At 72.1% G+C, this 19,818-nt stretch carries 19 protein-coding genes; 5 read left to right on the forward strand and 14 right to left on the reverse strand.

What is annotated here, in order from left to right; genetic code table 11:
• Nucleotides 1-289: 289 nt before the first annotated feature.
• From ACFVS6_RS30240 to hisD, 9 genes are all read right to left on the reverse strand, one after another.
• Nucleotides 290-1,534, reverse strand: a complete 1,245-nt coding sequence (locus tag ACFVS6_RS30240) for an MFS transporter (RefSeq protein ID WP_389708804.1) — start codon at nt 1,532-1,534, stop codon at nt 290-292.
• Nucleotides 1,535-1,624: 90 nt separating this feature from the next.
• Complete coding sequence (gene hisF / locus ACFVS6_RS30245) at nt 1,625-2,380, reverse strand: imidazole glycerol phosphate synthase subunit HisF (RefSeq protein WP_389708806.1); 756 nt, start codon at nt 2,378-2,380, stop codon at nt 1,625-1,627.
• Nucleotides 2,377-2,757: a RidA family protein gene (locus tag ACFVS6_RS30250; protein WP_389708808.1), complete on the reverse strand. Its 381-nt coding sequence runs from the start codon at nt 2,755-2,757 to the stop codon at nt 2,377-2,379. The genes hisF and ACFVS6_RS30250 overlap by 4 nt, the downstream gene beginning before the upstream one ends.
• Complete coding sequence (gene priA / locus ACFVS6_RS30255) at nt 2,754-3,494, reverse strand: bifunctional 1-(5-phosphoribosyl)-5-((5-phosphoribosylamino)methylideneamino)imidazole-4-carboxamide isomerase/phosphoribosylanthranilate isomerase PriA (RefSeq protein WP_389708810.1); 741 nt, start codon at nt 3,492-3,494, stop codon at nt 2,754-2,756. The genes ACFVS6_RS30250 and priA overlap by 4 nt, the downstream gene beginning before the upstream one ends.
• The gene (hisH, locus tag ACFVS6_RS30260) at nt 3,494-4,135 is read right to left on the reverse strand and encodes an imidazole glycerol phosphate synthase subunit HisH (protein ID WP_389708812.1); all 642 of its coding nucleotides are present in this window, start codon (nt 4,133-4,135) and stop codon (nt 3,494-3,496) included. Before hisH ends, priA begins: the two co-directional genes overlap by 1 nt.
• Nucleotides 4,136-4,140: 5 nt before the next feature.
• The gene (locus ACFVS6_RS30265) at nt 4,141-4,308 is read right to left on the reverse strand and encodes a hypothetical protein (protein WP_281205974.1); all 168 of its coding nucleotides are present in this window, start codon (nt 4,306-4,308) and stop codon (nt 4,141-4,143) included.
• A gap of 2 nt (nt 4,309-4,310) precedes the next feature.
• A complete protein-coding gene (gene hisB, locus ACFVS6_RS30270; RefSeq protein WP_031148346.1) occupies nt 4,311-4,904 on the reverse strand; it encodes an imidazoleglycerol-phosphate dehydratase HisB in 594 nt (197 codons plus the stop codon).
• Nucleotides 4,901-6,016, reverse strand: coding sequence for a histidinol-phosphate transaminase (locus ACFVS6_RS30275; RefSeq protein ID WP_389708814.1), 1,116 nt, complete (start codon nt 6,014-6,016; stop codon nt 4,901-4,903). The genes hisB and ACFVS6_RS30275 overlap by 4 nt, the downstream gene beginning before the upstream one ends.
• Nucleotides 6,013-7,344 carry a histidinol dehydrogenase gene (gene hisD, locus ACFVS6_RS30280; RefSeq protein WP_389708816.1) on the reverse strand — a complete coding sequence of 444 codons (1,332 nt, stop codon included), beginning with the start codon at nt 7,342-7,344 and terminating at the stop codon, nt 6,013-6,015. The genes ACFVS6_RS30275 and hisD overlap by 4 nt, the downstream gene beginning before the upstream one ends.
• A 123-nt stretch (nt 7,345-7,467) precedes the next feature.
• On the opposite strand from hisD, the gene ACFVS6_RS30285 reads away from it, so the two are divergent.
• From ACFVS6_RS30285 to ybaK, 3 genes are read left to right on the forward strand one after another with little or no spacing between them, the layout of a single operon-like run.
• Nucleotides 7,468-9,057 carry an oxidoreductase gene (locus ACFVS6_RS30285; RefSeq protein ID WP_389708818.1) on the forward strand — a complete coding sequence of 530 codons (1,590 nt, stop codon included), beginning with the start codon at nt 7,468-7,470 and terminating at the stop codon, nt 9,055-9,057.
• Nucleotides 9,058-9,091: 34 nt separating this feature from the next.
• Nucleotides 9,092-9,832, forward strand: a complete 741-nt coding sequence (locus ACFVS6_RS30290) for an LON peptidase substrate-binding domain-containing protein (protein ID WP_281205978.1) — start codon at nt 9,092-9,094, stop codon at nt 9,830-9,832.
• Nucleotides 9,833-9,848: 16 nt separating this feature from the next.
• Nucleotides 9,849-10,346: a Cys-tRNA(Pro) deacylase gene (gene ybaK, locus ACFVS6_RS30295; RefSeq protein ID WP_389708820.1), complete on the forward strand. Its 498-nt coding sequence runs from the start codon at nt 9,849-9,851 to the stop codon at nt 10,344-10,346.
• Nucleotides 10,347-10,359: 13 nt separating this feature from the next.
• On the opposite strand, the gene ACFVS6_RS30300 is transcribed toward ybaK, so the two are convergent.
• Genes ACFVS6_RS30300 through ACFVS6_RS30315 form a run of 4 tightly spaced genes read right to left on the reverse strand, consistent with a single transcriptional unit; the run spans nt 10,360 to nt 14,299 of the window.
• Complete coding sequence (locus tag ACFVS6_RS30300; protein WP_389708821.1) at nt 10,360-11,127, reverse strand: hypothetical protein; 768 nt, start codon at nt 11,125-11,127, stop codon at nt 10,360-10,362.
• A gap of 34 nt (nt 11,128-11,161) precedes the next feature.
• Nucleotides 11,162-11,935: an ABC transporter permease gene (locus tag ACFVS6_RS30305; protein WP_389708823.1), complete on the reverse strand. Its 774-nt coding sequence runs from the start codon at nt 11,933-11,935 to the stop codon at nt 11,162-11,164.
• Complete coding sequence (locus ACFVS6_RS30310) at nt 11,932-12,969, reverse strand: ABC transporter ATP-binding protein (protein ID WP_389708825.1); 1,038 nt, start codon at nt 12,967-12,969, stop codon at nt 11,932-11,934. Before ACFVS6_RS30310 ends, ACFVS6_RS30305 begins: the two co-directional genes overlap by 4 nt.
• 22 nt (nt 12,970-12,991) lie before the next feature.
• On the reverse strand, nt 12,992-14,299 hold the full coding sequence (locus tag ACFVS6_RS30315) for an NYN domain-containing protein (protein WP_389708827.1): 1,308 nt from the start codon (nt 14,297-14,299) through the stop codon (nt 12,992-12,994).
• Nucleotides 14,300-14,512: 213 nt separating this feature from the next.
• Between ACFVS6_RS30315 and ACFVS6_RS30320 the strand changes: the two genes are divergently transcribed.
• Nucleotides 14,513-14,680, forward strand: coding sequence for a hypothetical protein (locus tag ACFVS6_RS30320; protein WP_389708829.1), 168 nt, complete (start codon nt 14,513-14,515; stop codon nt 14,678-14,680).
• A 69-nt stretch (nt 14,681-14,749) separates the two neighbouring features.
• On the opposite strand, the gene dnaE is transcribed toward ACFVS6_RS30320, so the two are convergent.
• The gene (dnaE, locus tag ACFVS6_RS30325) at nt 14,750-18,292 is read right to left on the reverse strand and encodes a DNA polymerase III subunit alpha (protein WP_389708831.1); all 3,543 of its coding nucleotides are present in this window, start codon (nt 18,290-18,292) and stop codon (nt 14,750-14,752) included.
• Nucleotides 18,293-18,459: 167 nt separating this feature from the next.
• Between dnaE and ACFVS6_RS30330 the strand changes: the two genes are divergently transcribed.
• Entirely contained in the window at nt 18,460-19,794 is a 1,335-nt protein-coding gene (locus ACFVS6_RS30330; RefSeq protein ID WP_389708832.1) for a DUF2252 domain-containing protein, read from the forward strand.
• The last annotated feature ends 24 nt before the right edge of the window (nt 19,795-19,818 follow it).

Here is a 19,818-nt window from a genome sequence, read left to right on the forward strand (position 1 = left end):
CATCCGGCCTTGCCGTACGCACCGGACCCGCCGCATCCCCAGCCCCGCCGGCGATTGAGGCGCGGGGTCTGGGGCGGAGCCCCAGGGGCCTGCACCGTGACGCGGCCGCACAATATGGCCCCCTCTCACCATCCGACCCCGCCTGATCCAGCCCCGCCGGCGGTTGAGGCGCGGGGTCCGGGCCGGAGCCCCAGGGGCCTGCACCGTGGCCCCGGTCGCCCACCCGGGCCCCGCCGCACCCCCCAGCCCCGCCGGCGATTGAGGCGCGGGGCGGAGTTGTGGGGTGGGGTCAGGTCAGGGTGAGTTCCGCTCGGCGGACCGCCGGGGCCCAGGTGCCGACGGCCGCACCGGCCATGCTCAGCGCGCCGCCGGCGAGGAACACCGGGGTGATCCCCCACAGCTCGGCCGCCAGCCCGAACACGGGATAGGCCAGCGGGGCCAGCCCGACCGCCGTGAAGGCCATGACGGAGCTGACCCGCCCCAGGTAGGTGGGGTCGGTGGCGGTCTGGATCAGGGCGACGGCCAGCCCTCCGCAGATCCCGCAGACGAGTCCGGTGACCAGCGCCAGCGCCACCGCCGAGGTGAGGGTCGGGGCCAGGGCGAGGGCCCCGATGCCCGCCGAGCCGGCGATCAGGGTGGCGTTCTGCCACGCCCCGGCGCGGGGGAAGCGCGGGATCAGGGTGAGCAGCAGGGCGCTCGCGGCGGCGCCCGCGCCGAGTGCGCCGACGACCCAGCCGACCCCGCCCGCACCCCAGCCGCGTTCCCCGGCGAGCAGGATCAGCCCGAGGGTGAGCGGGGCGGAGGTGCCGAGCTGGCTCAGCGCGCCGGAGAGGACGAGCGGGCCTATCAGCCCGTGCCGCCCGATGTACGCGAGCCCGGACCGCAGCTCCCGCCCGGCGCTCCTCGTACTCCCCCGCGTACGGGACCCCGTCCGTCCGTCGGGGGCGGCGCCGGGGAGCGGGGAGATGCGTACCGTCAGCAGGAGCGCCAGCGAGACGGCGAACAGTGCGGCGGCCACCGCGAAGGCCGTCGCGGGGCCGCCCAGGCCCATGGCGAGGCCGGCGGCCGGCGGCCCGGCGGTGTGTCCGACGCGTTCGGCGAGGCTGCGCAGGCCCTGGACGCGTACGAGGTGTCCGGGCTCGGCGATCCGCGGCGGCAGCGCTCCGACGGCGGGCATGAACAGGGCGTCGACCAGTCCGAAGACGAGGGCGACGACGACCAGGAGCCACAGGCCGGGCGAGGTGAGGGCGACGATCGCCGCGAGGGCGAGGACGACCGCGCACCGCACGGCGTCGGAGGAGAGGACGACGAGGCGCGGGCCGAAGCGGTCGGCGACGACCCCGCCGCCCAGCATGAGCAGGGCTCGGGGTACCGCTCCGGCGGCCATGACCAGGCCGACCTCGCCGGGTCCGGCGCTCTGCGCGGCGGCCCAGCCGAGGGCGAGGAAGTAGATCCCGTCCCCGATGAGGGAGGCGGCGTACGCCCCGAGCCATCGCAGGACGTTCCCGTCACGCAACACGGCTGCCGCGCCCACCGCACCCCTCCTCGACTGGTCTGGACCAGCCTAGGCGGGGTGGGGGTGGCGCGGCAGGTGTTTTTCGCGGGGCTTCCGGGCGGGTGTCCGTCAGCGGACGGGGTGGCCCGCCTCGCGCAGCGACGTCTTGACCTCGGAGATCCGCAGGTCTCCGAAGTGGAACACCGAGGCGGCGAGCACCGCGTCGGCTCCGGCGGCGATGGCCGGCGGGAAGTGCGCGAGGTTGCCGGCGCCTCCGGAGGCGATCACCGGGACGGTGACGTGCTTGCGGACGGCGGCGATCATCTCGGTGTCGTAGCCGTCCTTGGTGCCGTCGGCGTCCATCGAGTTGAGCAGGATCTCCCCGGCGCCGAGTTCGGCGGCGCGGTGGGCCCATTCGACGGCGTCGATGCCGGTGCCCTTGCGGCCGCCGTGGGTGGTGACCTCGAAGGAGCCGGTGGCGGTGCGGCGCGCGTCGACCGACAGGACCAGGACCTGACGGCCGAAGCGTTCGGCGATCTCCTGGATGAGTTCGGGGCGGGCGATGGCGGCGGTGTTGACGCCGACCTTGTCCGCTCCGGCCCGCAGCAGCTTGTCCACGTCGTCGGCGGTGCGCACGCCGCCGCCGACGGTCAGCGGGATGAAGACCTGTTCGGCGGTGCGGCGCACCACGTCGTAGGTCGTCTCGCGGTTGCCGGACGATGCGGTGATGTCGAGGAAGGTCAACTCGTCGGCGCCTTCGGCGTCGTACAGCTTGGCCATCTCGACGGGGTCGCCCGCGTCGCGCAGGTTCTGGAAGTTGACGCCCTTGACGACGCGGCCGTTGTCCACGTCGAGGCAGGGGATCACGCGTACGGCGAGGCTCATGCGGACGGCTCCCGGTACGCCTCTACCTCCACCTCGACGACCATCGACGGGTCGACGAAGCCGGAGACGATGAGCATCGTCGCGGCGGGGCGGACGGCGTCGAACAGCGTCTTGTGGGCGCGGCCCACCTCTTCCACGTCGCGGGCGTGGGTGAGGTACATGCGGGTGCGCACCACGTCCTCGGGGCCGAGTCCGGCCTGGGCGAGGGCCTTGAAGGCGACGCCGAAGGCGGCGACGGCCTGGTCGTACGGGCCGCCCGCGTCGGCCGCGGTGCAGCCGGAGACGAGCACGAGCCCGTTCGGGAGCTGGACGGCGCGGGAGTACGCGATGACGTCCTCGTACGGGCCGCCGGAGGAGATACGACGTACGGAACTCATGCGGAGCCTGCCTTCGTGACGTTCAGGGCTTCTTCGAGGGTGAAGGCCTTGGCGTACAGGGCCTTGCCGACGATCGCGCCCTCGACGCCGAGCGGCACGAGCGCGGACAGCGCGCGCAGGTCGTCGAGGGAGGAGATGCCCCCGGAGGCCACGACGGGCCGGTCGGTGGCGGCGCAGACGTTGCGCAGCAGCTCCAGGTTGGGGCCGGTGAGGGTGCCGTCCTTGCCGATGTCGGTGACGACGTAGCGGGCGCAGCCCTCGGAGTCCAGGCGGGCGAGGGTCTCGTAGAGGTCGCCGCCCTCGCTGGTCCAACCGCGGCCCTTGAGGGTGGTGCCGCGGACGTCGAGGCCGACGGCGATCCGGTCGCCGTGGTCGGCGATGGCCTTGGCGGCCCACTCGGGGGTCTCCAGGGCGGCGGTGCCGAGGTTGACGCGGGTGCAGCCGGTGGCGAGGGCCGCGGCGAGCGAGGCGTCGTCGCGGATGCCGCCGGACAGCTCGACCTTGATGTCCATGGCGCCGGTGATCTCGGCGACGAGGGCGCGGTTGTCGCCGGTGCCGAACGCGGCGTCCAGGTCGACGAGGTGGAGCCATTCGGCGCCGGAGCGCTGCCAGGCGAGGGCGGCCTCCAGCGGGGATCCGTAGGAGGTCTCGCTGCCCGAGACGCCGTGGACGAGGCGGACGGCCTGGCCGTCGCGGACGTCGACCGCGGGGAGGAGTTCGAGGGTGGGTGCGGTCATCACAGGGTCTCGATCCAGTTGGTGAGGAGCTGGGCACCGGTGTCGCCGGACTTCTCGGGGTGGAACTGGGTGGCCCACAGGGCCCCGTTCTCCACGGCCGCGACGAAGCGTTCGCCGTGGGTGGCCCAGGTGACCTTGGGGGCGCGGATCAGCGGGTTGGTGACTTCCAGGCTCCAGTCGTGCGCGGCGTAGGAGTGCACGAAGTAGAAGCGGGCGTCCGCGTCGAGGCCGGCGAAGGCCTGGCTGTCGGTGGGGGCGTCGACGGTGTTCCAGCCCATGTGGGGGACGACGGGGGCCTTGAGCGGGCCGACCGTGCCGGGCCACTCGTCGAGGCCCTCGGTCTCCACGCCGTGCTCGATGCCGCGTTCGAAGAGGATCTGCATGCCGACGCAGATGCCCATGACGGGGCGGCCGCCGGAGAGTCGGCGGCCGATGATCCAGTCGCCGCGGGCGTCCTTGAGTCCCTGCATGCAGGCGGAGAAGGCGCCGACGCCGGGCACGAGGAGGCCGTCGGCGTCCATCGCCTTGTCGTAGTCGCGGGTGATCTCGACGTCCGCGCCGACGCGCGCCAGGGCGCGTTCGGCGGACCGGACGTTGCCGAAGCCGTAGTCGAAGACGACGACCTTCTTGGTGGGGGTCACCGGGCTCACTCCCAAATTCCCTGGATCCGCAGGACTCCGGCGGCCAGGCACATCACGGAGCCGATGGTGAGCAGGATGATGAGCGACAGCGGCATCTTCTGCTTCTGGAAGGAGTAGACGCCGCCGGCCAGGAAGAGGCCGACGACGATCAGGATGGTGTTGAGGCCGTTCACGGCTAGAGGGCGCCCTTCGTGGAGGGCAGGATGCCGGCGGCGCGCGGGTCGAACTCGGCGGCGTAGCGCAGGGCCCGGGCGAGGGCCTTGAACTGGCACTCCACGATGTGGTGGGCGTTGCGGCCGTACGGGACGTGGATGTGCAGGGCGATCTGGGCCTGCGCGACGAAGGACTCGAAGATGTGCCGGGTCATCGTCGTGTCGTACGTGCCGATCATCGGCGCCATGTTCTCGGGCTCGGTGTGCACGAGGTACGGGCGGCCGGACAGGTCGACGGTCACCTGGGCGAGGGACTCGTCCAGCGGGACCGTGCAGTTGCCGAAGCGGTAGATGCCGACCTTGTCACCGAGGGCCTGCTTGAAGGCGGCGCCCAGCGCGAGGGCGCTGTCCTCGATGGTGTGGTGGCTGTCGATGTGCAGGTCGCCCTCGGTCTTGACGGTGAGGTCGAAGAGGCCGTGGCGGCCGAGCTGGTCGAGCATGTGGTCGTAGAAGCCCACGCCGGTCGACACGTCGACCTTGCCGGTGCCGTCGAGGTTTATCTCGACGAGGACCGAGGTCTCCTTCGTGGTCCGTTCGACCCGTCCGATGCGGCTCATGCCTGCTGCTCCTTCTTCAGTGCGCGAACCGCTTCCAGGAACGCGTCGTTCTCTGCCGGGGTGCCGGCGGTGACCCGCAGCCATCCGGGTACGCCGTTGTCCCGGACCAGGACGCCCTGGTCGAGGATCTTCCGCCAGGCGGTGTGGGAATCGTCGAACCGCCCGAACTGGACGAAGTTCGCGTCGGAGTCGGTGACCTCGTACCCGAGGGCCCGCAGCTCGGTGACGAGGCGGTCCCGTTCGGACTTGAGCTGCTCGACGTAGCCGAGCAGGGTGTCGGTGTGCTCCAGGGCGGCCAGCGCGGTCGCCTGGGTGACGGCCGACAGGTGGTACGGCAGGCGCACCAGCTGGACGGCGTCGACCACGGCGGGGTGCGCGGCCAGGTAGCCCAGGCGCAGGCCCGCGGCGCCGAAGGCCTTGGACATGGTCCGGGAGACCACCAGGTTCGGGCGGCCCTCGATGAGGGGCAGCAGCGAGTCCCGGTGGCTGAACTCCACGTACGCCTCGTCGACGACGACGAGGGACGGCTTGGCGGCCTGGGCGGCCTCGTAGAGCGCGAGGACGGTCTCGGCCGCGACGGCGGTGCCCGTGGGGTTGTTGGGCGAGGTGATGAAGACGACGTCGGGGGCGTTCTCGGCGATCGCCGCTTCCGCCGCCGCGACGTCGATGGTGAAGTCCTCGCGGCGCGGGCCGGAGATCCACTGGGTGCCGGTGCCGCGGGCGATCAGCGCGTGCATCGAGTAGGAGGGCTCGAAGCCGATCGCGGTGCGGCCGGGCCCGCCGAAGGTCTGCAGCAGCTGCTGGAGGACCTCGTTGGAGCCGTTGGCGGCCCAGACGTTCTCCCGCGCGACGGGGTGCTTGCCGGTACGGGTGAGGTAGGCGGCGAGCTCGGTGCGCAGCTCGACGGCGTCCCGGTCCGGGTAGCGGTTGAGGGTGCGGGCGGCGTCGGACACGCGTTCGGCGATCCGGGCGACGAGTTCGGCGGGGAGCTCGTACGGGTTCTCGTTGGTGTTCAGCTGGACGGGCACGTCGAGCTGCGGGGCGCCGTACGGGGACTTGCCGCGGAGTTCGTCCCGGATGGGGAGGTCGTCGATTCCGATGTCCGCGGTCACTGCTGGGGAACCTTCCATCCGAAGCGGGCCTTCAGGGCGGCCCCGTGCGCGGGCAGGTCCTCGGCCTCGGCGAGCGTCACCACGTGGTGGGCGACCTCGGCGAGGGCGTCGCGCGTGTAGTCGACGATGTGGATGCCGCGCAGGAAGGACTGCACGGACAGGCCGGAGGAGTGGCAGGCGCAGCCGCCGGTGGGCAGCACGTGGTTGGAGCCGGCGCAGTAGTCGCCCAGGGAGACCGGGGACCAGGGGCCGACGAAGATCGCGCCGGCGTTGCGCACCCGGGCGGCCCAGGCGCCGGCGTCGGCGGTCTGGATCTCCAGGTGTTCGGCGCCGTACGCGTCGACGACCTTGAGGCCGTCCTCCAGGCTGTCGACGAGGACGATCGCGGACTGCTTGCCCGCGAGGGCCGGCTTGATCCGGTCCTCGATGTGCCTGGTGGCCGCGACCTGCGGTTCCAGTTCCTTCTCGACGGCGTCCGCGAGCTCGGCGGAGTCCGTGACGAGGACGGCGGCGGCGAGCGGGTCGTGCTCGGCCTGGCTGATCAGGTCGGCCGCGACGTGCACCGGGTCGGCCGTGGAGTCCGCGAGGACGGCGATCTCGGTGGGGCCGGCCTCCGTGTCGATGCCGATCCTCCCGGTGAAGTAGCGCTTGGCGGCGGCGACCCAGATGTTGCCGGGGCCGGTCACCATGTTCGCCGGCGGGCAGCCGTCGGGTCCGGTGGTTCCGTAGGCGAACATCGCGACGGCCTGGGCGCCGCCGACCGCGTACACCTCGTCCACGCCGAGCAGCGCGCACGCGGCGAGGATGGTGGGGTGCGGCAGCCCGCCGAACTCCTTCTGCGGCGGGGAGGCCAGCGCGATCGACTCGACGCCCGCCTCCTGGGCCGGTACGACGTTCATCACGACGGAGGACGGGTACACGGAGCGGCCGCCCGGGGCGTACAGCCCCACGCGCTCGACCGGAACCCACTTCTCGGTCACGGTGCCGCCGGGGACCACCTGGGTGGTGTGCTCGGTGCGGCGCTGGTTGCGGTGCACGATCCGGGCGCGCCGGATCGACTCCTCCAGGGCGGCGCGGACGGCCGGATCCAGCTGCTCCAGGGCGGCCGTGATGGCCTGCGCGGGCACCCGGACCTGCGAGAGTTCGACCCCGTCGAACTTCTGCGCGAACTCGATCAGCGCCGCCGTGCCACGATGATGGACGTCCTCGCAGATGGGCCGCACCTTCTCCAGGGCGGCTTCGACGTCGAACTCGGCACGGGGCAGCAGATCGCGCAGGGCGCCACCCTCGGGGAGGGAGTCACCGCGCAGGTCGATACGAGAGATCACGCCCCAATTCTCTCAGACCGTCTCCCGCGACCGTTCGCCCGTATCACTGACTGATACGCGCCCCGGATGTCACAGGCGCCGCATAGCGTGGGCGTACGCGCACGTGACAGGCGGGGGGCTGCCATGACCGAAGTGATGACGGACGCACCGCCGGGGGACCTGAGCGGGGCCGAGCGGCACATGTGGGAGACGTTCCGCGCGGGCACGATCTGTGACTTCCGGGCGCCCGGGGAGGCGGCCGCGGCGCCGCACGAGGGGGCGCCGTGGGGCCCCGAGCGGTCGGTACGGGCCGAGGTGGTGGCCCTGCTGCTGTTGGCCGGTCCCGCTCCGGTACCCGGCCGGGTGGGCTGCCTGAAGCTGCGCGGGGCGCGGATCACCGGGCGGCTGGACCTTTCGGGTGGCACGGTGGCCCCGTACGTCGAGATCCGCTCGTGCCGCTTCGACGAGGACGTCCGGCTGTCCGAAACGCGCTGCGGCACGCTGCGCCTGCACAACTGCGCGATACCCCGGCTGGAGGCGGCCCGGCTGCACGCCGAGGGCGACCTGCACCTGGTGGCCTCCCGCGTGGCGCGGGGCATCCGGCTGACCGACGCGCAGATCGGGACGGACCTGCTGGTCGGTCGGACCGTCGTGCGCGCCGACCACCGGGGCCCGGCGATCGCGGCCGACGGGATCTCGATCGCGCAGGACTTCCACGGCGACCTGCTGGAGACGCACGGCGAGGTCAGTCTGCGGGGGGCGAAGGTCGGTGCCTCGATGAGCCTGCGCGGCGCGCGACTGACCGCCCCGGCCGGGCAGCGGGCCCTGAACGCGCCCACCCTGACCGTCGAGCGGACGCTGTACCTGACCTCCATCGCCCTCACCGCCCCGGACGGCGCTCCCGCCCACGGCGACGACTGGAGCCGGACGCCCACGAACGGCGGACCCGGGCAGGCCTTCGAGTGCCGGGGCGGCCTGCGGTTGGACGACGGGCGCTTCGGTGACTCCGTCGACTTCTACGGGGCCCGCTTCGAGCTCGCCCCGGACCAGGAGGTCTCGCTGCGGCGGATCCAGACCCCGGAGTTCCGTTTCGTCGGGGAGGCGCCGGAGCGGGGCCGGGTCGTGGTGTCGGGCGCGAAGGTCGACAAGCTGGTCGACCGGCACACGAGCTGGCCGGGGCCGGGCCGGCTGTCGATGGAGGGGTTCGTCTACGAGAAGGTCGCGCCCCGCGGCGACTTCACCCTCGCCCGCCGTCTGGCCTGGGTGGAGGCGGCGACCCCGGAGTACTCCCCCGAGCCGTACGAGCGGCTCGCGACGGTGCTGCGGGACGGCGGGGAGGACGCGGAGGCCCGCGAGGTGCTGCTGGCGAAGCAGCGCCGGCGGCGGACCACCCTGCCGCCGGCGGCCCGGGCCTGGGGCCTGCTCCAGGACTGGACGGTGGTCTACGGGTACCGGCCGGGCCGGGCCGCGCTGTGGATGGCGCTCCTGTGGGCGGCGGGGACCCTGCTGTTCCTCGGACACCGTCCGGAGCCGGTCAAGGCGGACGAGCACCCGAACTGGAACGCCGCCCTGTACGCGCTGGACCTCCTGCTCCCGGTGATCGATCTCGGCCAGGAGGGGCACTGGAAGATGGCGGGCGGCTGGCAGTGGGGGTCGGCGGCGCTGGTCCTCCTGGGCTGGATCCTGGCCACGACGGTGGCGGCGGGCGCGTCACGGCTGCTGAGGCGGGGGTGACGGCTCCGGCCGTCCGGCCACTACCCTGTGCCTCGTGACCACCGTTCGCCTGCCCCTCTTCCCGCTGAACTCGGTTCTGTTCCCGGGCCTCGTGCTGCCGCTGAACATCTTCGAGGAGCGCTATCGCGCCATGATGCGCGAACTGCTGAAGTCGGGCGAGGACGAGCCGCGCCGCTTCGCGGTCGTCGCGATCCGCGACGGCCGGGAGGTCGCCCCGACGGCCCCCGGCCTCCCCGACCAGACGGCCGTGCCCGAGCGGGGCCCGGCCGCGGGCTTCGGCGCGGACCCGATCCAGGCCTTCCACCGGGTCGGCTGCGTGGCCGACGCGGCGACGATCCGGGAGCGCGAGGACGGCAGCTTCGAGGTCCTGGCCACCGGCACGACCCGGGTCCGGTTGCTCTCGGTCGACGCGTCGGGGCCCTTCCTCGTCGCGGAGCTGGAGGAACTCGCGGAGGACGCCGGTGACGGCGCGGGAGCCCTGTCCGAAGGGGTGCTGCGGGCGTTCCGGAGCTACCAGAAGCGGTTGGCCGGCGCCCGGGAGCGGTCGCTGACCTCGGCGCCCGACCTGCCGGACGAGCCGTCGGTGGTGTCGTACCTGGTGGCGGCCGCCGCCGTCCTGGACATCCCCTCGAAGCAGCGCCTGCTCCAGGCCCCGGACACCGCGACCCGGCTCGCCGAGGAGCTGAAGCTGCTCCGCTCGGAGACCGCCGTGATCCGGCACCTGCCGTCGCTCCCGGCGGTGGAGCTCACCCGCACCCCGACGAGCCCGAACTGATGGCGAGCCCGAACTGATGGCGAAGAAGAAGCCGGCCGGTCCGGCGGGCACCCCGGCGATCGTCGCCCTCACGGCGGCGGGCGTGGAGTTCACCACCCACGCCTACGAGCACGACCCGGCCCACCCCTCGTACGGCGAGGAGGCCGCCGAGGCCCTCGGCGTCCCCGCGGAACGGGTCTTCAAGACCCTCGTCGCGGACGTGGACGGGGTCCTCACCGTGGCGGTGGTGCCCGTCTCGGGTTCCCTGGACCTGAAGGCGCTGGCCACCGCGTCGGGCGGCAAGCGCGCCGCGATGGCGGATCCGGCCCTGGCGGAACGCACCACGGGCTACGTCCGGGGCGGGATCTCCCCCCTGGGGCAGCGCAAGCGGCTGCGCACGGTCGTGGACGCCTCGGCGACCGGGCACCCGACGGTCTGCGTCTCGGCGGGCCGCCGGGGCCTGGAGGTCGAACTGTCCCCGGCGGACCTGACGGCGCTCACGGGCGCGGTGGTGGCCCCGATCGCCCGCGCCTAGTCGCCCGTCGGCGTCAGTCGTGCGGGGCGTCCTTCTTCAGGTCGACGTGGACGTGCGGCGGCGGGTAGGTCTCCCACTCCCCCGCCGGAAGGGGCTCCTTCGGGGACCAGAGCGCGGTCAGGCCCAGGTGCAGGGCGACGGCCGTCATCGGCCATACGAGCAGCACCCCGTGGGCCAGCAGTTGGAGCGGCGCGTCGAACGGCACGCCCTTGCCCGCCGCGGCGGCCGCCGCCGGCAGGTCGGCGCTCGGTCCGAGGAGCAGCCCCAGCCGCCATCCCACCAGCGAGGCGAAGCAGGCGCCGAGGGTCAGCCCGATCACGAGGGGCACTCCGCCGCGTCGGCGCCACAGGAAGACGGCGACCGCGCTCAGCACGCCGAAGCCGAGGGCCAGCAGGAAGAAGGTGCCGTCGGCGCCGATCCGCGCCTCGCTCTCGGTGTCGCGCAGGAAGACGGCCTCGCCGTTGGAGACGTACTGCACGCGGGGCGCGAGCCACGCCCACAGCAGGCCGAGGAGCACGCCGGCCACGCCGACCACCAGGGTGACGGCGGCGCCGTCGCGGACGTCCGCGGCGGTGATGCCCCCGGCGGTCCCTCCCGGCTTGTCCGGTCCCGACTGCGACCGCTCCGGGTCGTCCTGCTCCGGGTGGTCCTGCTCCGGGTTCGACTGTTCGGGGTGCTGCTGCCCGGTGTGCTTCTGCCCGGGCCGGTCCGCGGGCTCCGCCGCGGGCGGGGGCTGCGGCGGGTCGTGCGGGGACGGCGGCGGGGTCACGGCTTCGGTCACCCCCACATCGTGCCAGGTACGACCGGCACCGGCTTCAGCGGACCGCCGCCCGGCGGTACGCCCACGTCGCGACGGCCAGTGACAGCACGCCGACGGCGGCGCACACGCCGAGGTCGATGAGGACGGCCGCCCAGTCGGGGTGCGGGGCGAAGGTTTCCGCGAAGGCCTCGACCCCGTACGTCGAGGGCAGCAGGTCCCGGGCCCACACGATCACGTCCGGCATCCGCTCGGGCGGCAGCACCCCGAGCAGCAGCGCGGCCGACATGCCCAGCTGCCCGGCCAGCGTGGCGAGCTCCTGGCGCGGCGCTAGCAGCCCGAGCGCCGCCCCGAGGCCGGCGAGGGCGGCCCCGGCCAGCGGTACCACCGCCGCCAGGATCCACAGTCCGCCCATCGGCAGCCCGAACAGCAGGCTCCCGAAGACGGCGGTGACGAGGGTCCCGGGCAGGGTGAAGGACGCGTACGCGGCGGCGGCGCCGAGCACCACCGAGGCGGGCGGCACGGGCAGGGTGGCGTAGTGGTCGAGGCCGCCGCCGGCCCGCAGTTGCCCGAAGTACTGGGCGAGCAGGTTCAGTGCGACGAAGGCGACGACGAGCACCGAGGACCCGGCGACGACGGCGCGCGCCTCGGAGCCGCCGTCCACCACGCCGCGCATCAGGATCATGATGCCGACGGACTGGAAGGTGGCCACGAACAGCAGCGGGATCCGGGCGACGCGGGCCCTGGACAGTTGGGCCCGGTAGACGGCGGCGAGCGCGGGGAAGAACCGGGCGCGGGGTGCGAGCGTCCCGGGAACGACAGCGGTGGTCACGACTTGACCAGACCCTTCATCCGTCCACCCAGCGCGAGGTAGACGTCCTCCAGGCTCGGCGTGGCCAACGTGAAATCGTCGAGGGCGGCGAAGGCGGGGCCGCCCGTCACCGCCGCGACCGCGGCGCGCGCCTCGTCCTGCGGCAGCCGCAGGACCCAGCGGCGGCCCGATTCGGCGGCGGCGGGGGCGAGCGCGGCGACCGCGGGCACGTCCAGGGGCGGGGCGGTGCGCCAGACCAGTTCGAGCCGGACCTCGTCGGACACCATGGCCTTGAGTCCGGTCGGGGTGTCGCAGGCGATGACCTTGCCGTGGTCGACGACGGCGACCCGGTCGAGGACCGTCTCGGCCTCGATGACGTTGTGGGTGACGAGCAGGACCGTCGCGCCGTGCCGGGCGCGGCGGCGGTCCACGGCCGCCCACACCGCCCGTCGGGCCACCGGGTCCATGCCCGTGGTGGGTTCGTCGAGGACCAGCAGCGGCCGCTCCCCCGCCAGTGCGGTGGCGAAGCAGGCGAGGCGCCGCTGGCCGCCGGAGAGCTTCTTCAGGGGTCGGCCGGCGATCCCGGTCAGCCCGAGTTCCTCCAGTACCTCGTCCCGTGCGGCCCGCGCGTCGCGCAGTGCGAGCCCGCGCAGCCGGCCCGTGGTCTCGACGGCGAGGGCGACGGTGAGTTCGTCGAGGGCGGTGGATTCCTGCCCCAGGTAGGCGAGGAGTCGGGCCGCGCGTTCGGGGTGGCGGACGACGTCGTGGCCGAGCAGGGTCACGGAGCCGCTGTCGGGGCGCAGCAGGCCGGTGAGCTGGCGGACCAGGGTGGACTTGCCGGCGCCGTTGGGGCCGAGCAGGCCGAACACCTCGCCGCGGCGGACGGTCAGGGAGATCCCGTCGGTGGCCCGGGTCTCGGGCAGTGCGGGGGCTCCTCGCCGGCCGCGGACCGCGGGGTAGGTCTTGACCAGGTCACGCACCGCGCAGACCACGTCGGAGGCCGCGTCCGCGGCTGCTGCCGCGGTGTGCCCTGCCTGTGCTGTGCCCGTACTCACGAGGGAGCAGCCTACGCGGCTTTCACCCCTGGTCGGCCGCCGGGGTGCTCGGGCTCGTGGGCAGCGGGGCGCTCGCGGCGCCCTGGGGACCGCTCACGTGCTCGGCTGCGGCCCGGACGTCGATCTCCCGCCAGAAGCCGGCCCGGATGGCGTACCGGTCGTGTTCGTCGATCTGGTCGTCCTTGTGCGCGAGCAGCCCGAAGCGGGCGGCGTAGCGCAGCAGCTCGCCGTCGATGCGGTGCGGGACGCGCGGGTACATGGTGGCGAGCTTCTGCAGGTGGACGGTTTCGGGGAGGCGTTCCATCCAGCGGCGGGCGAAGACCTGGCCCACCTCGAAGGGGTCGCCGCCGACGGTGGTGATGTCCTCCTCGCGGTCGGCCCAGCGCTGTTCGGCGCTGGTGAGCTGGGCGAGGGTGGGCAGGGAGGCGGTCTCGGCGGGCTCCCCGAGGGGGCCGGCCCGGTCGATCCACCCTTTGTCGGAGGACCAGCGCAGGGCGCTCCCGGCGGGCGCCGGTGCGCTCTGCCCGAGGTGTCCGGCAGGGCCTTGGGCCTGGCCGGGGGCGCGCAGCGAGGCGAGGTCCTTGGGGGTGGGGACGGTCTTGGCGCCCTCGTTGGCGGGGGCGGGCACGGGGGCCCCGTTGGGGGTGGCTGCGGGGGCGGGCGGGGAGCCGTTGCGGGCGGCTTCGGCGAGGGCGGCCTCGGGCAGGGGCGCGGAGAGGATCGCGGCGATCTCGGGGCGCGGGGCCGGCGCGGGGGCGCACAGTCCGGTGAGGTCGCGGGCGCGCACGGCGCGGGTGATCCAGGCGCGGTCGAGGACGCGGCGTTCGTCGGCCTCGGCGACGAGGTCCTCGGACTGGTTGTAGTCCCCGTCGGCGGCCTGGACGGCCCACAGGTGGACGGCGACCCCGTGTTCCTTGGCGGACATCAGCCCGGGCAGCAGGTCGCCGTCGCCGGTCACGAGCACCACGTCGGAGCAGGCCCGGTTGCGGGCGAGTTCGGTGAGCTCGGCGTGCATGGCGGCGTCGACGCCCTTTTGCGCCCAGCGTCCGTCGCTGCGGGTCAGGGCCCCGAGCCGGACGGTGACGCGGGGCATGACGCGCAGCCGGCGGTGTTCGGGTTGCGGCACCCGATCGGGCGCGCCGTCGAACCAGTAGATCCGCAGCAGGGGTTGTTCGGTGTCGGCCTCGGCCCGCTCCCGCAGGCCCTGGATGAGGGCGGCGTGGTCGACGGTGATGCGGGAGCGGGAGGGTTCCCCCGCGAGGAGGCTCGCGGCGGCGCCGAGCAGGTAGCCGGCGTCCACCAGGACGACGCAGCGGTCCACGCGTTCCACCCTCTTCCCTGGGGGTCCTCGATTGGGATTCCCCGAGTCTGCCCGACCGCGCGGGCGTTGAAGGCCGGAACTCGATCATCGGCGTGGCGGATCTCCCGGGGTGGTGGGGAAGGGGCGGCCACCACGCGCGGTAATGATCCAAAATGCGCGGGTTGTGGTGCTGTGTGAGTGTGAAGGCGGCCCTGGCCCCTACACCCCCCACGGAGGCATTCCATGGCCAAGAACAAGAACCAGAAGCAGCCCGCGAAGTCCCAGGAGCGCACCTCGGCGCAGGACCCGGGCAAGAGTTCGAGCCAGTCGCAGGGCGAGTCGCTCTCGCCGTCGCCGAGTCCGATGGACATGGCGCACAAGCGCAAGGAAAAGAAGTTCGGCCACAACTGACGGCCCCCGCGCGTACACGGAGGGGCGCACCCGGCTTCCGGGTGCGCCCCTCCGTACGTGCGTCGACCGCTAGCCGGCCAGGCAGGACGGTCCGAGCAGCACCTTGAGGTCGCCGAAGAGCGCCGGGTCGGGCTGGACCCGGTGCTTGTCGAGCCGTAGCACGGTGGTGCTGCGCGGCCCCTGGAGCTTGATCCGCACCTCGGTGTTGCCCCGGTGGTGGCGCAGGATCTCGCCGAGGCGGGTGACCATCGGCGGGGTGACCTTGACGGTGGGGATGGTGAGGACGACGGGGGCGTTGGTGCCGGCCGAGGTGAGGTCGGGGACCATCATCTCCATGGCGACCAGGCGGGGGACGTCCTCGCGCTTGTCCAGGCGGCCCTTGACGAAGACGACCGTGTCCTCGACCAGCTGGGTGGAGACGAGCTGGTAGGTCGCGGGGAAGAACATGCATTCGATGGAGCCGGCCAGGTCCTCGACGGTGGCGATGGCCCAGGCGTTGCCCTGCTTGGTCATCTTGCGCTGGAGGCCGGAGATGATGCCGCCGATGGTGACGACCGCACCGTCGGAGTGCTCACCGCCGGTCAGCTGGGAGATGCCGGCGTCGGTCTTGTCGGAGAGGACGTGCTCCAGGCCGAAGAGCGGGTGGTCGGAGACGTAGAGGCCGAGCATCTCGCGCTCCTGGGCGAGCAGGTAGGACTTCTCCCACTCGACGTCGGAGAACTCCACGTCCAGCCCGAAGCCGGGCTCGTCGGCGCCGCCCTCGTCACCCATTGCGCCGAAGAGGTCGAACTGTCCCTCGGCCTCCTTGCGCTTGACGGCCACCACGTTGTCGATCATCGGTTCGTGGTGGGCGACGAGGCCCTTGCGGGTGTGGCCCATCTCGTCGTACGCGCCGGCCTTGATCAGCGATTCGACGGTCCGCTTGTTGCAGACGACGGCCTCGACCTTGTCCAGGAAGTCGGGGAAGGAGGAGAACTTCCCCTTGGCCTTCCTGGTCTTGATGATCGACTCGACGACGTTCTGACCGACGTTGCGGACGGCGGTGAGCCCGAAGAGGATCACGTCGTCGCCCTGGGCGGCGAAGTTCGGCTCGGACTCGTTGACGTTCGGCGGGAGCACCTTGATGCCCATGCGGCGGCACTCGTTCAGGTAGATCGCGGACTTGTCCTTGTCGTCCTTGACCGAGGTGAGCAGGCCGGCCATGTACTCGGCCGGGAAGTTGGCCTTGAGGTAGGCGGTCCAGTAGGAGACCAGGCCGTAGGCGGCCGAGTGGGCCTTGTTGAAGGCGTAGCCGGCGAAGGGGACCAGGACGTCCCACAAGGCCTGGATGGCCTTGTCGTTGTAGCCGTTCTTCCGGGCGCCCTCCTGGAAGATCGTGAAGTTCTTCGCCAGTTCCTCGGGCTTCTTCTTGCCCATCACGCGGCGCAGGATGTCGGCCTCGCCGAGCGAGTACCCGGCGATGATCTGGGCGGCCTTCTGGACCTGCTCCTGGTAGACGATCAGGCCGTAGGTGACCGCGAGCACCTCTTCGAGGGGCTTCTCCAGGTCCGGGTGGATCGGGGTGATCTCCTGCTGCTTGTTCTTGCGCAGGGCGTAGTTCGTGTGCGAGTTCATGCCCATCGGGCCCGGCCGGTACAGGGCCGAGACGGCGGAGATGTCCTCGAAGTTGTCGGGCTTCATCAGGCGCAGCAGGGAGCGCATGGGGCCGCCGTCGAACTGGAAGACGCCGAGGGTGTCACCGCGGCCGAGCAGTTCGAAGGTCTTGGGGTCGTCGAGCGGCAGGCCCAGGAGATCGATGTCGATCCCCTTGTTGGCCTTCACCATCTTGACGGCGTCGTCCATGATCGTGAGGTTGCGCAGGCCGAGGAAGTCCATCTTCAGCAGGCCGAGCGACTCACAGCTCGGGTAGTCCCACTGGGTGATGGTGACGCCGTCGGAGTGCCGCACCCAGACGGGCACGTGGTCGGTGATCGTCTCGCTGGACATGATCACGCCGGCGGCGTGCACGCCCATCTGGCGGACCAGGCCCTCCACACCGCGGGCGGTGTCGATGACCTTCTTCACGTCGGGCTCGTTCTCGTACATCCCGCGGATCTCGCCGGCCTCGCCGTAGCGGGGGTGCGTCGGGTCGAGGATGCCGGAGAGCGGGATGCCCTTGCCGAGGACGTCGGCGGGCATGGCCTTGGTGAGCCGGTCGCCCATGGCGTACGGGTAGCCGAGGACGCGGGCGGAGTCCTTGATCGCGTTCTTGGCCTTGATGGTGCCGTACGTGCCGATCATGGCGACCTTGTCGGCGCCGTACTTGTCGGTCACGTACCGGATCACCTCGACGCGCCTGCGCTCGTCGAAGTCGATGTCGACATCGGGCATGGAGACGCGCTCGGGGTTCAGGAAGCGCTCGAAGATCAGGCCGTGGGTGAGGGGGTCGAGGTCGGTGATGCCCATGGCGTACGCGACGATCGAGCCGGCCGCGGAGCCTCGGCCGGGGCCGACCGCGATGCCCTGGTTCTTCGCCCACATGATGAAGTCGGCGACGACGAGGAAGTAGCCGGGGAAGCCCATCGAGATGATCGTGTCCATCTCGTACTCGGCCTGCTGCATCCGGTCCTCCGGGATGCCTCCCGGGTAGCGGCGGTGCATGCCGCGCATGGTTTCCTCGCGGAACCAGGTGACCTCGGTGTAGCCGTCCGGGATGTCGAACTTCGGCATCAGGTTCCGGAACTTGAACATGCCCTCGGTGTCGATCTGGTCCGCGACCAGCCGCGTGTTGGCGCAGCCCTCCTGCCAGGCGTCCGAGGAGTCGATGGCGTACATCTCGTCGGTGGACTTCAGGTAGTAGCCGGTGCCGTCGAACCGGAAGCGGTCCGGGTCGGAGAGGTTCTTGCCGGTCTGGATGCAGAGCAGGGCGTCGTGGGCGACGGACTCGCTCGCGTACGTGTAGTGCGAGTCGTTCGTCACCAGCGGCGGGATGCCGAGCTTCTTGCCGATCTCCAGGAGCCCGTCACGGACCCGGCGCTCGATCTCGATGCCGTGGTCCATCAGCTCCAGGAAGTAGCGCCCCTCGCCGAAGATGTCCTTGTAGTCGGAGGCGGCCTGGACGGCCTCGTCGAACTGGCCGAGCCGCAGCCTCGTCTGCACCTCGCCGGAGGGACAGCCGGTCGAGGCGATCAGGCCCTCGGACCACTTGGAGATCGTCTCCTTGTCCATGCGCGGCCACTTCGTGAGCCAGCCCTCGGCGTAGGCGTCGGAGGACAGTCGGAAGATGTTGTGCAGGCCGGTGGCGTTGGACGCCCAGATCGTCTTGTGGGTGTAACCACCGGAACCGGAGACGTCGTCCCGCTTCTGGTGCGGCTGGCCCCACTGCACGCGGCGCTTGTTGCGGCGGGACTCGGGGGCGACGTACGCCTCGATGCCGATGATCGGCGTGATCCCGGCCTTCTGGGCGGTGTGGAAGAAGTCATAGGCCCCGTGCAGGTTGCCGTGGTCCGACATCGCGATGTGCGTCATGCCCATCTCGTTGCACGCGTTGAACATGTCCTTCAGCCGCGCGGCACCGTCCAGCAGCGAGTACTGGGTGTGGACGTGCAGGTGCGTGAACGGCGGCTTGGTCACAGTGGGAGTCCTCCGGCCGGGAGTGAGGGGGGCAGCCCCGAAGTCTACGTCGGGCGGGTGACAGATCACGGGCACCGACGGGTACGGTCATCCGTTGCAGAGCCAAGGACGGTGTCCGGAATCCGACCGGCACCGTGATCCACCAGCACCACCAGGAGGCATCCGCCATGGCGGTTCCCGAGACGACCGACGAACAGCGCGCCGAACAGATACTCGATGTCTTCGACACCGCGTTCGGTGAGCTGCTCGTCGCCGACCCCGCCGCTTTCCAGGTCAAGTTCCGGAAGATGGCCGCCTCCGCCTTCGCCTTCTACCGTGGCACGGCCTGCCTGTTCTACGCCGACCTGGAGCGGGACCGGCACGGCGGCCCCTTCCTCGACGAGCGGACGGGCCGGGTGTGGATCCACGGCGACCTGCACGCCGAGAACTTCGGCACGTACATGAACTCCGAAGGTCGACTGATCTTCAACGTGAACGACTTCGACGAGGCGTACGTCGGCCCCTTCACCTGGGACCTCAAGCGGTTCGCCGCCTCCGTCGCCCTGATCGGCTACACCAAGGCCCTCAGCGACGAGCAGATCAGCGAGCTGGTGCGGACCTACGCCGCCTCCTACCGGGAGCGGATCCACCGGCTGGCCGTCCGGGGCGAGGCACCCTACGAGGAGGAGGTCCCCTCCTTCACCCTGGACAGCGCCGAGGGCCCGCTGCTGTCGGCGCTGCGCGCGGCCCGCTCGCGCACCCGGTTCTCCCTGCTGGACTCGATGACGGAGATCCGCGACCACGAGCGCCGCTTCACGGCGGGCGGCGGGGCGATCGAGCTGGACGCGGCGACCCGGTACAAGGTGCTGGCCGCCTTCGACGGGTACCTGGAGACCCTCCCGGAGGAGTCCCTGGTCCGGCCGGATTCGTACCGGGTCAAGGACGTGGTCGGTCGCCGGGGCGTCGGCATCGGCTCGGCGGGCCTGCCCTCGTACAACATCCTGCTGGAGGGGCACAGCGACGCCCTGGAGAACGACGTCGTGATCTACCTCAAGCAGGCGCAGACCCCCGCCGTGTCCCGGCACATCACCGACCGGGCGGTGCGGGAGTACTTCCTGCACGAGGGGCACCGCACGGTGATCTCCCAGCGGGCCCTCCAGGCCCACGCCGACCCGTGGCTCGGCTGGACCGAGCTGGACGGCGCGGGGCAGCTGGTGGCGGAGGTCTCCCCGTACGCGGTGGACCTGGACTGGTCCGACCTGGACGACCCGGAGGAGATCGCGGCGGTCGTCGCCGACCTCGGTCGGGCGACGGCCACCATGCACGCGGCGGCCGACGAGGCGGAGAGCGGCCAGTCCCTGGTCCCGTTCTCCACCGAGCGCGCCATCGACGCGGCCATCGCGGCCGACGAGGAGGGCTTCACCCGGCTGCTGGTCGAGTTCGCCCACGCCTACGGGGCCCGGGCGCGCGCCGACCACCAGATCTTCGTGGACCTGTTCCGCAACGGCCGGATCACGTCGTAGGTCCCCACGGGGTCCCGGCCCCAG

This window comes from Streptomyces sp. NPDC057939, assembly GCF_042887545.1.
Lineage (GTDB): Bacteria > Actinomycetota > Actinomycetes > Streptomycetales > Streptomycetaceae > Streptomyces.

Coding starts and splice junctions, on each gene's coding strand:
- hisF (WP_389708806.1), bottom strand. CDS start 2,380: ATGAGCCTCGCCGTACGCGTGATCCCCTGCCTCGACGTGGACAACGGC.
- ACFVS6_RS30250 (WP_389708808.1), bottom strand. CDS start 2,757: ATGAGTTCCGTACGTCGTATCTCCTCCGGCGGCCCGTACGAGGACGTC.
- priA (WP_389708810.1), bottom strand. CDS start 3,494: ATGACCGCACCCACCCTCGAACTCCTCCCCGCGGTCGACGTCCGCGAC.
- hisB (WP_031148346.1), bottom strand. CDS start 4,904: ATGAGCCGCATCGGACGGGTCGAACGGACCACGAAGGAGACCTCGGTC.
- ACFVS6_RS30285 (WP_389708818.1), top strand. CDS start 7,468: ATGACCGAAGTGATGACGGACGCACCGCCGGGGGACCTGAGCGGGGCC.
- ybaK (WP_389708820.1), top strand. CDS start 9,849: ATGGCGAAGAAGAAGCCGGCCGGTCCGGCGGGCACCCCGGCGATCGTC.
- ACFVS6_RS30320 (WP_389708829.1), top strand. CDS start 14,513: ATGGCCAAGAACAAGAACCAGAAGCAGCCCGCGAAGTCCCAGGAGCGC.
- ACFVS6_RS30330 (WP_389708832.1), top strand. CDS start 18,460: ATGGCGGTTCCCGAGACGACCGACGAACAGCGCGCCGAACAGATACTC.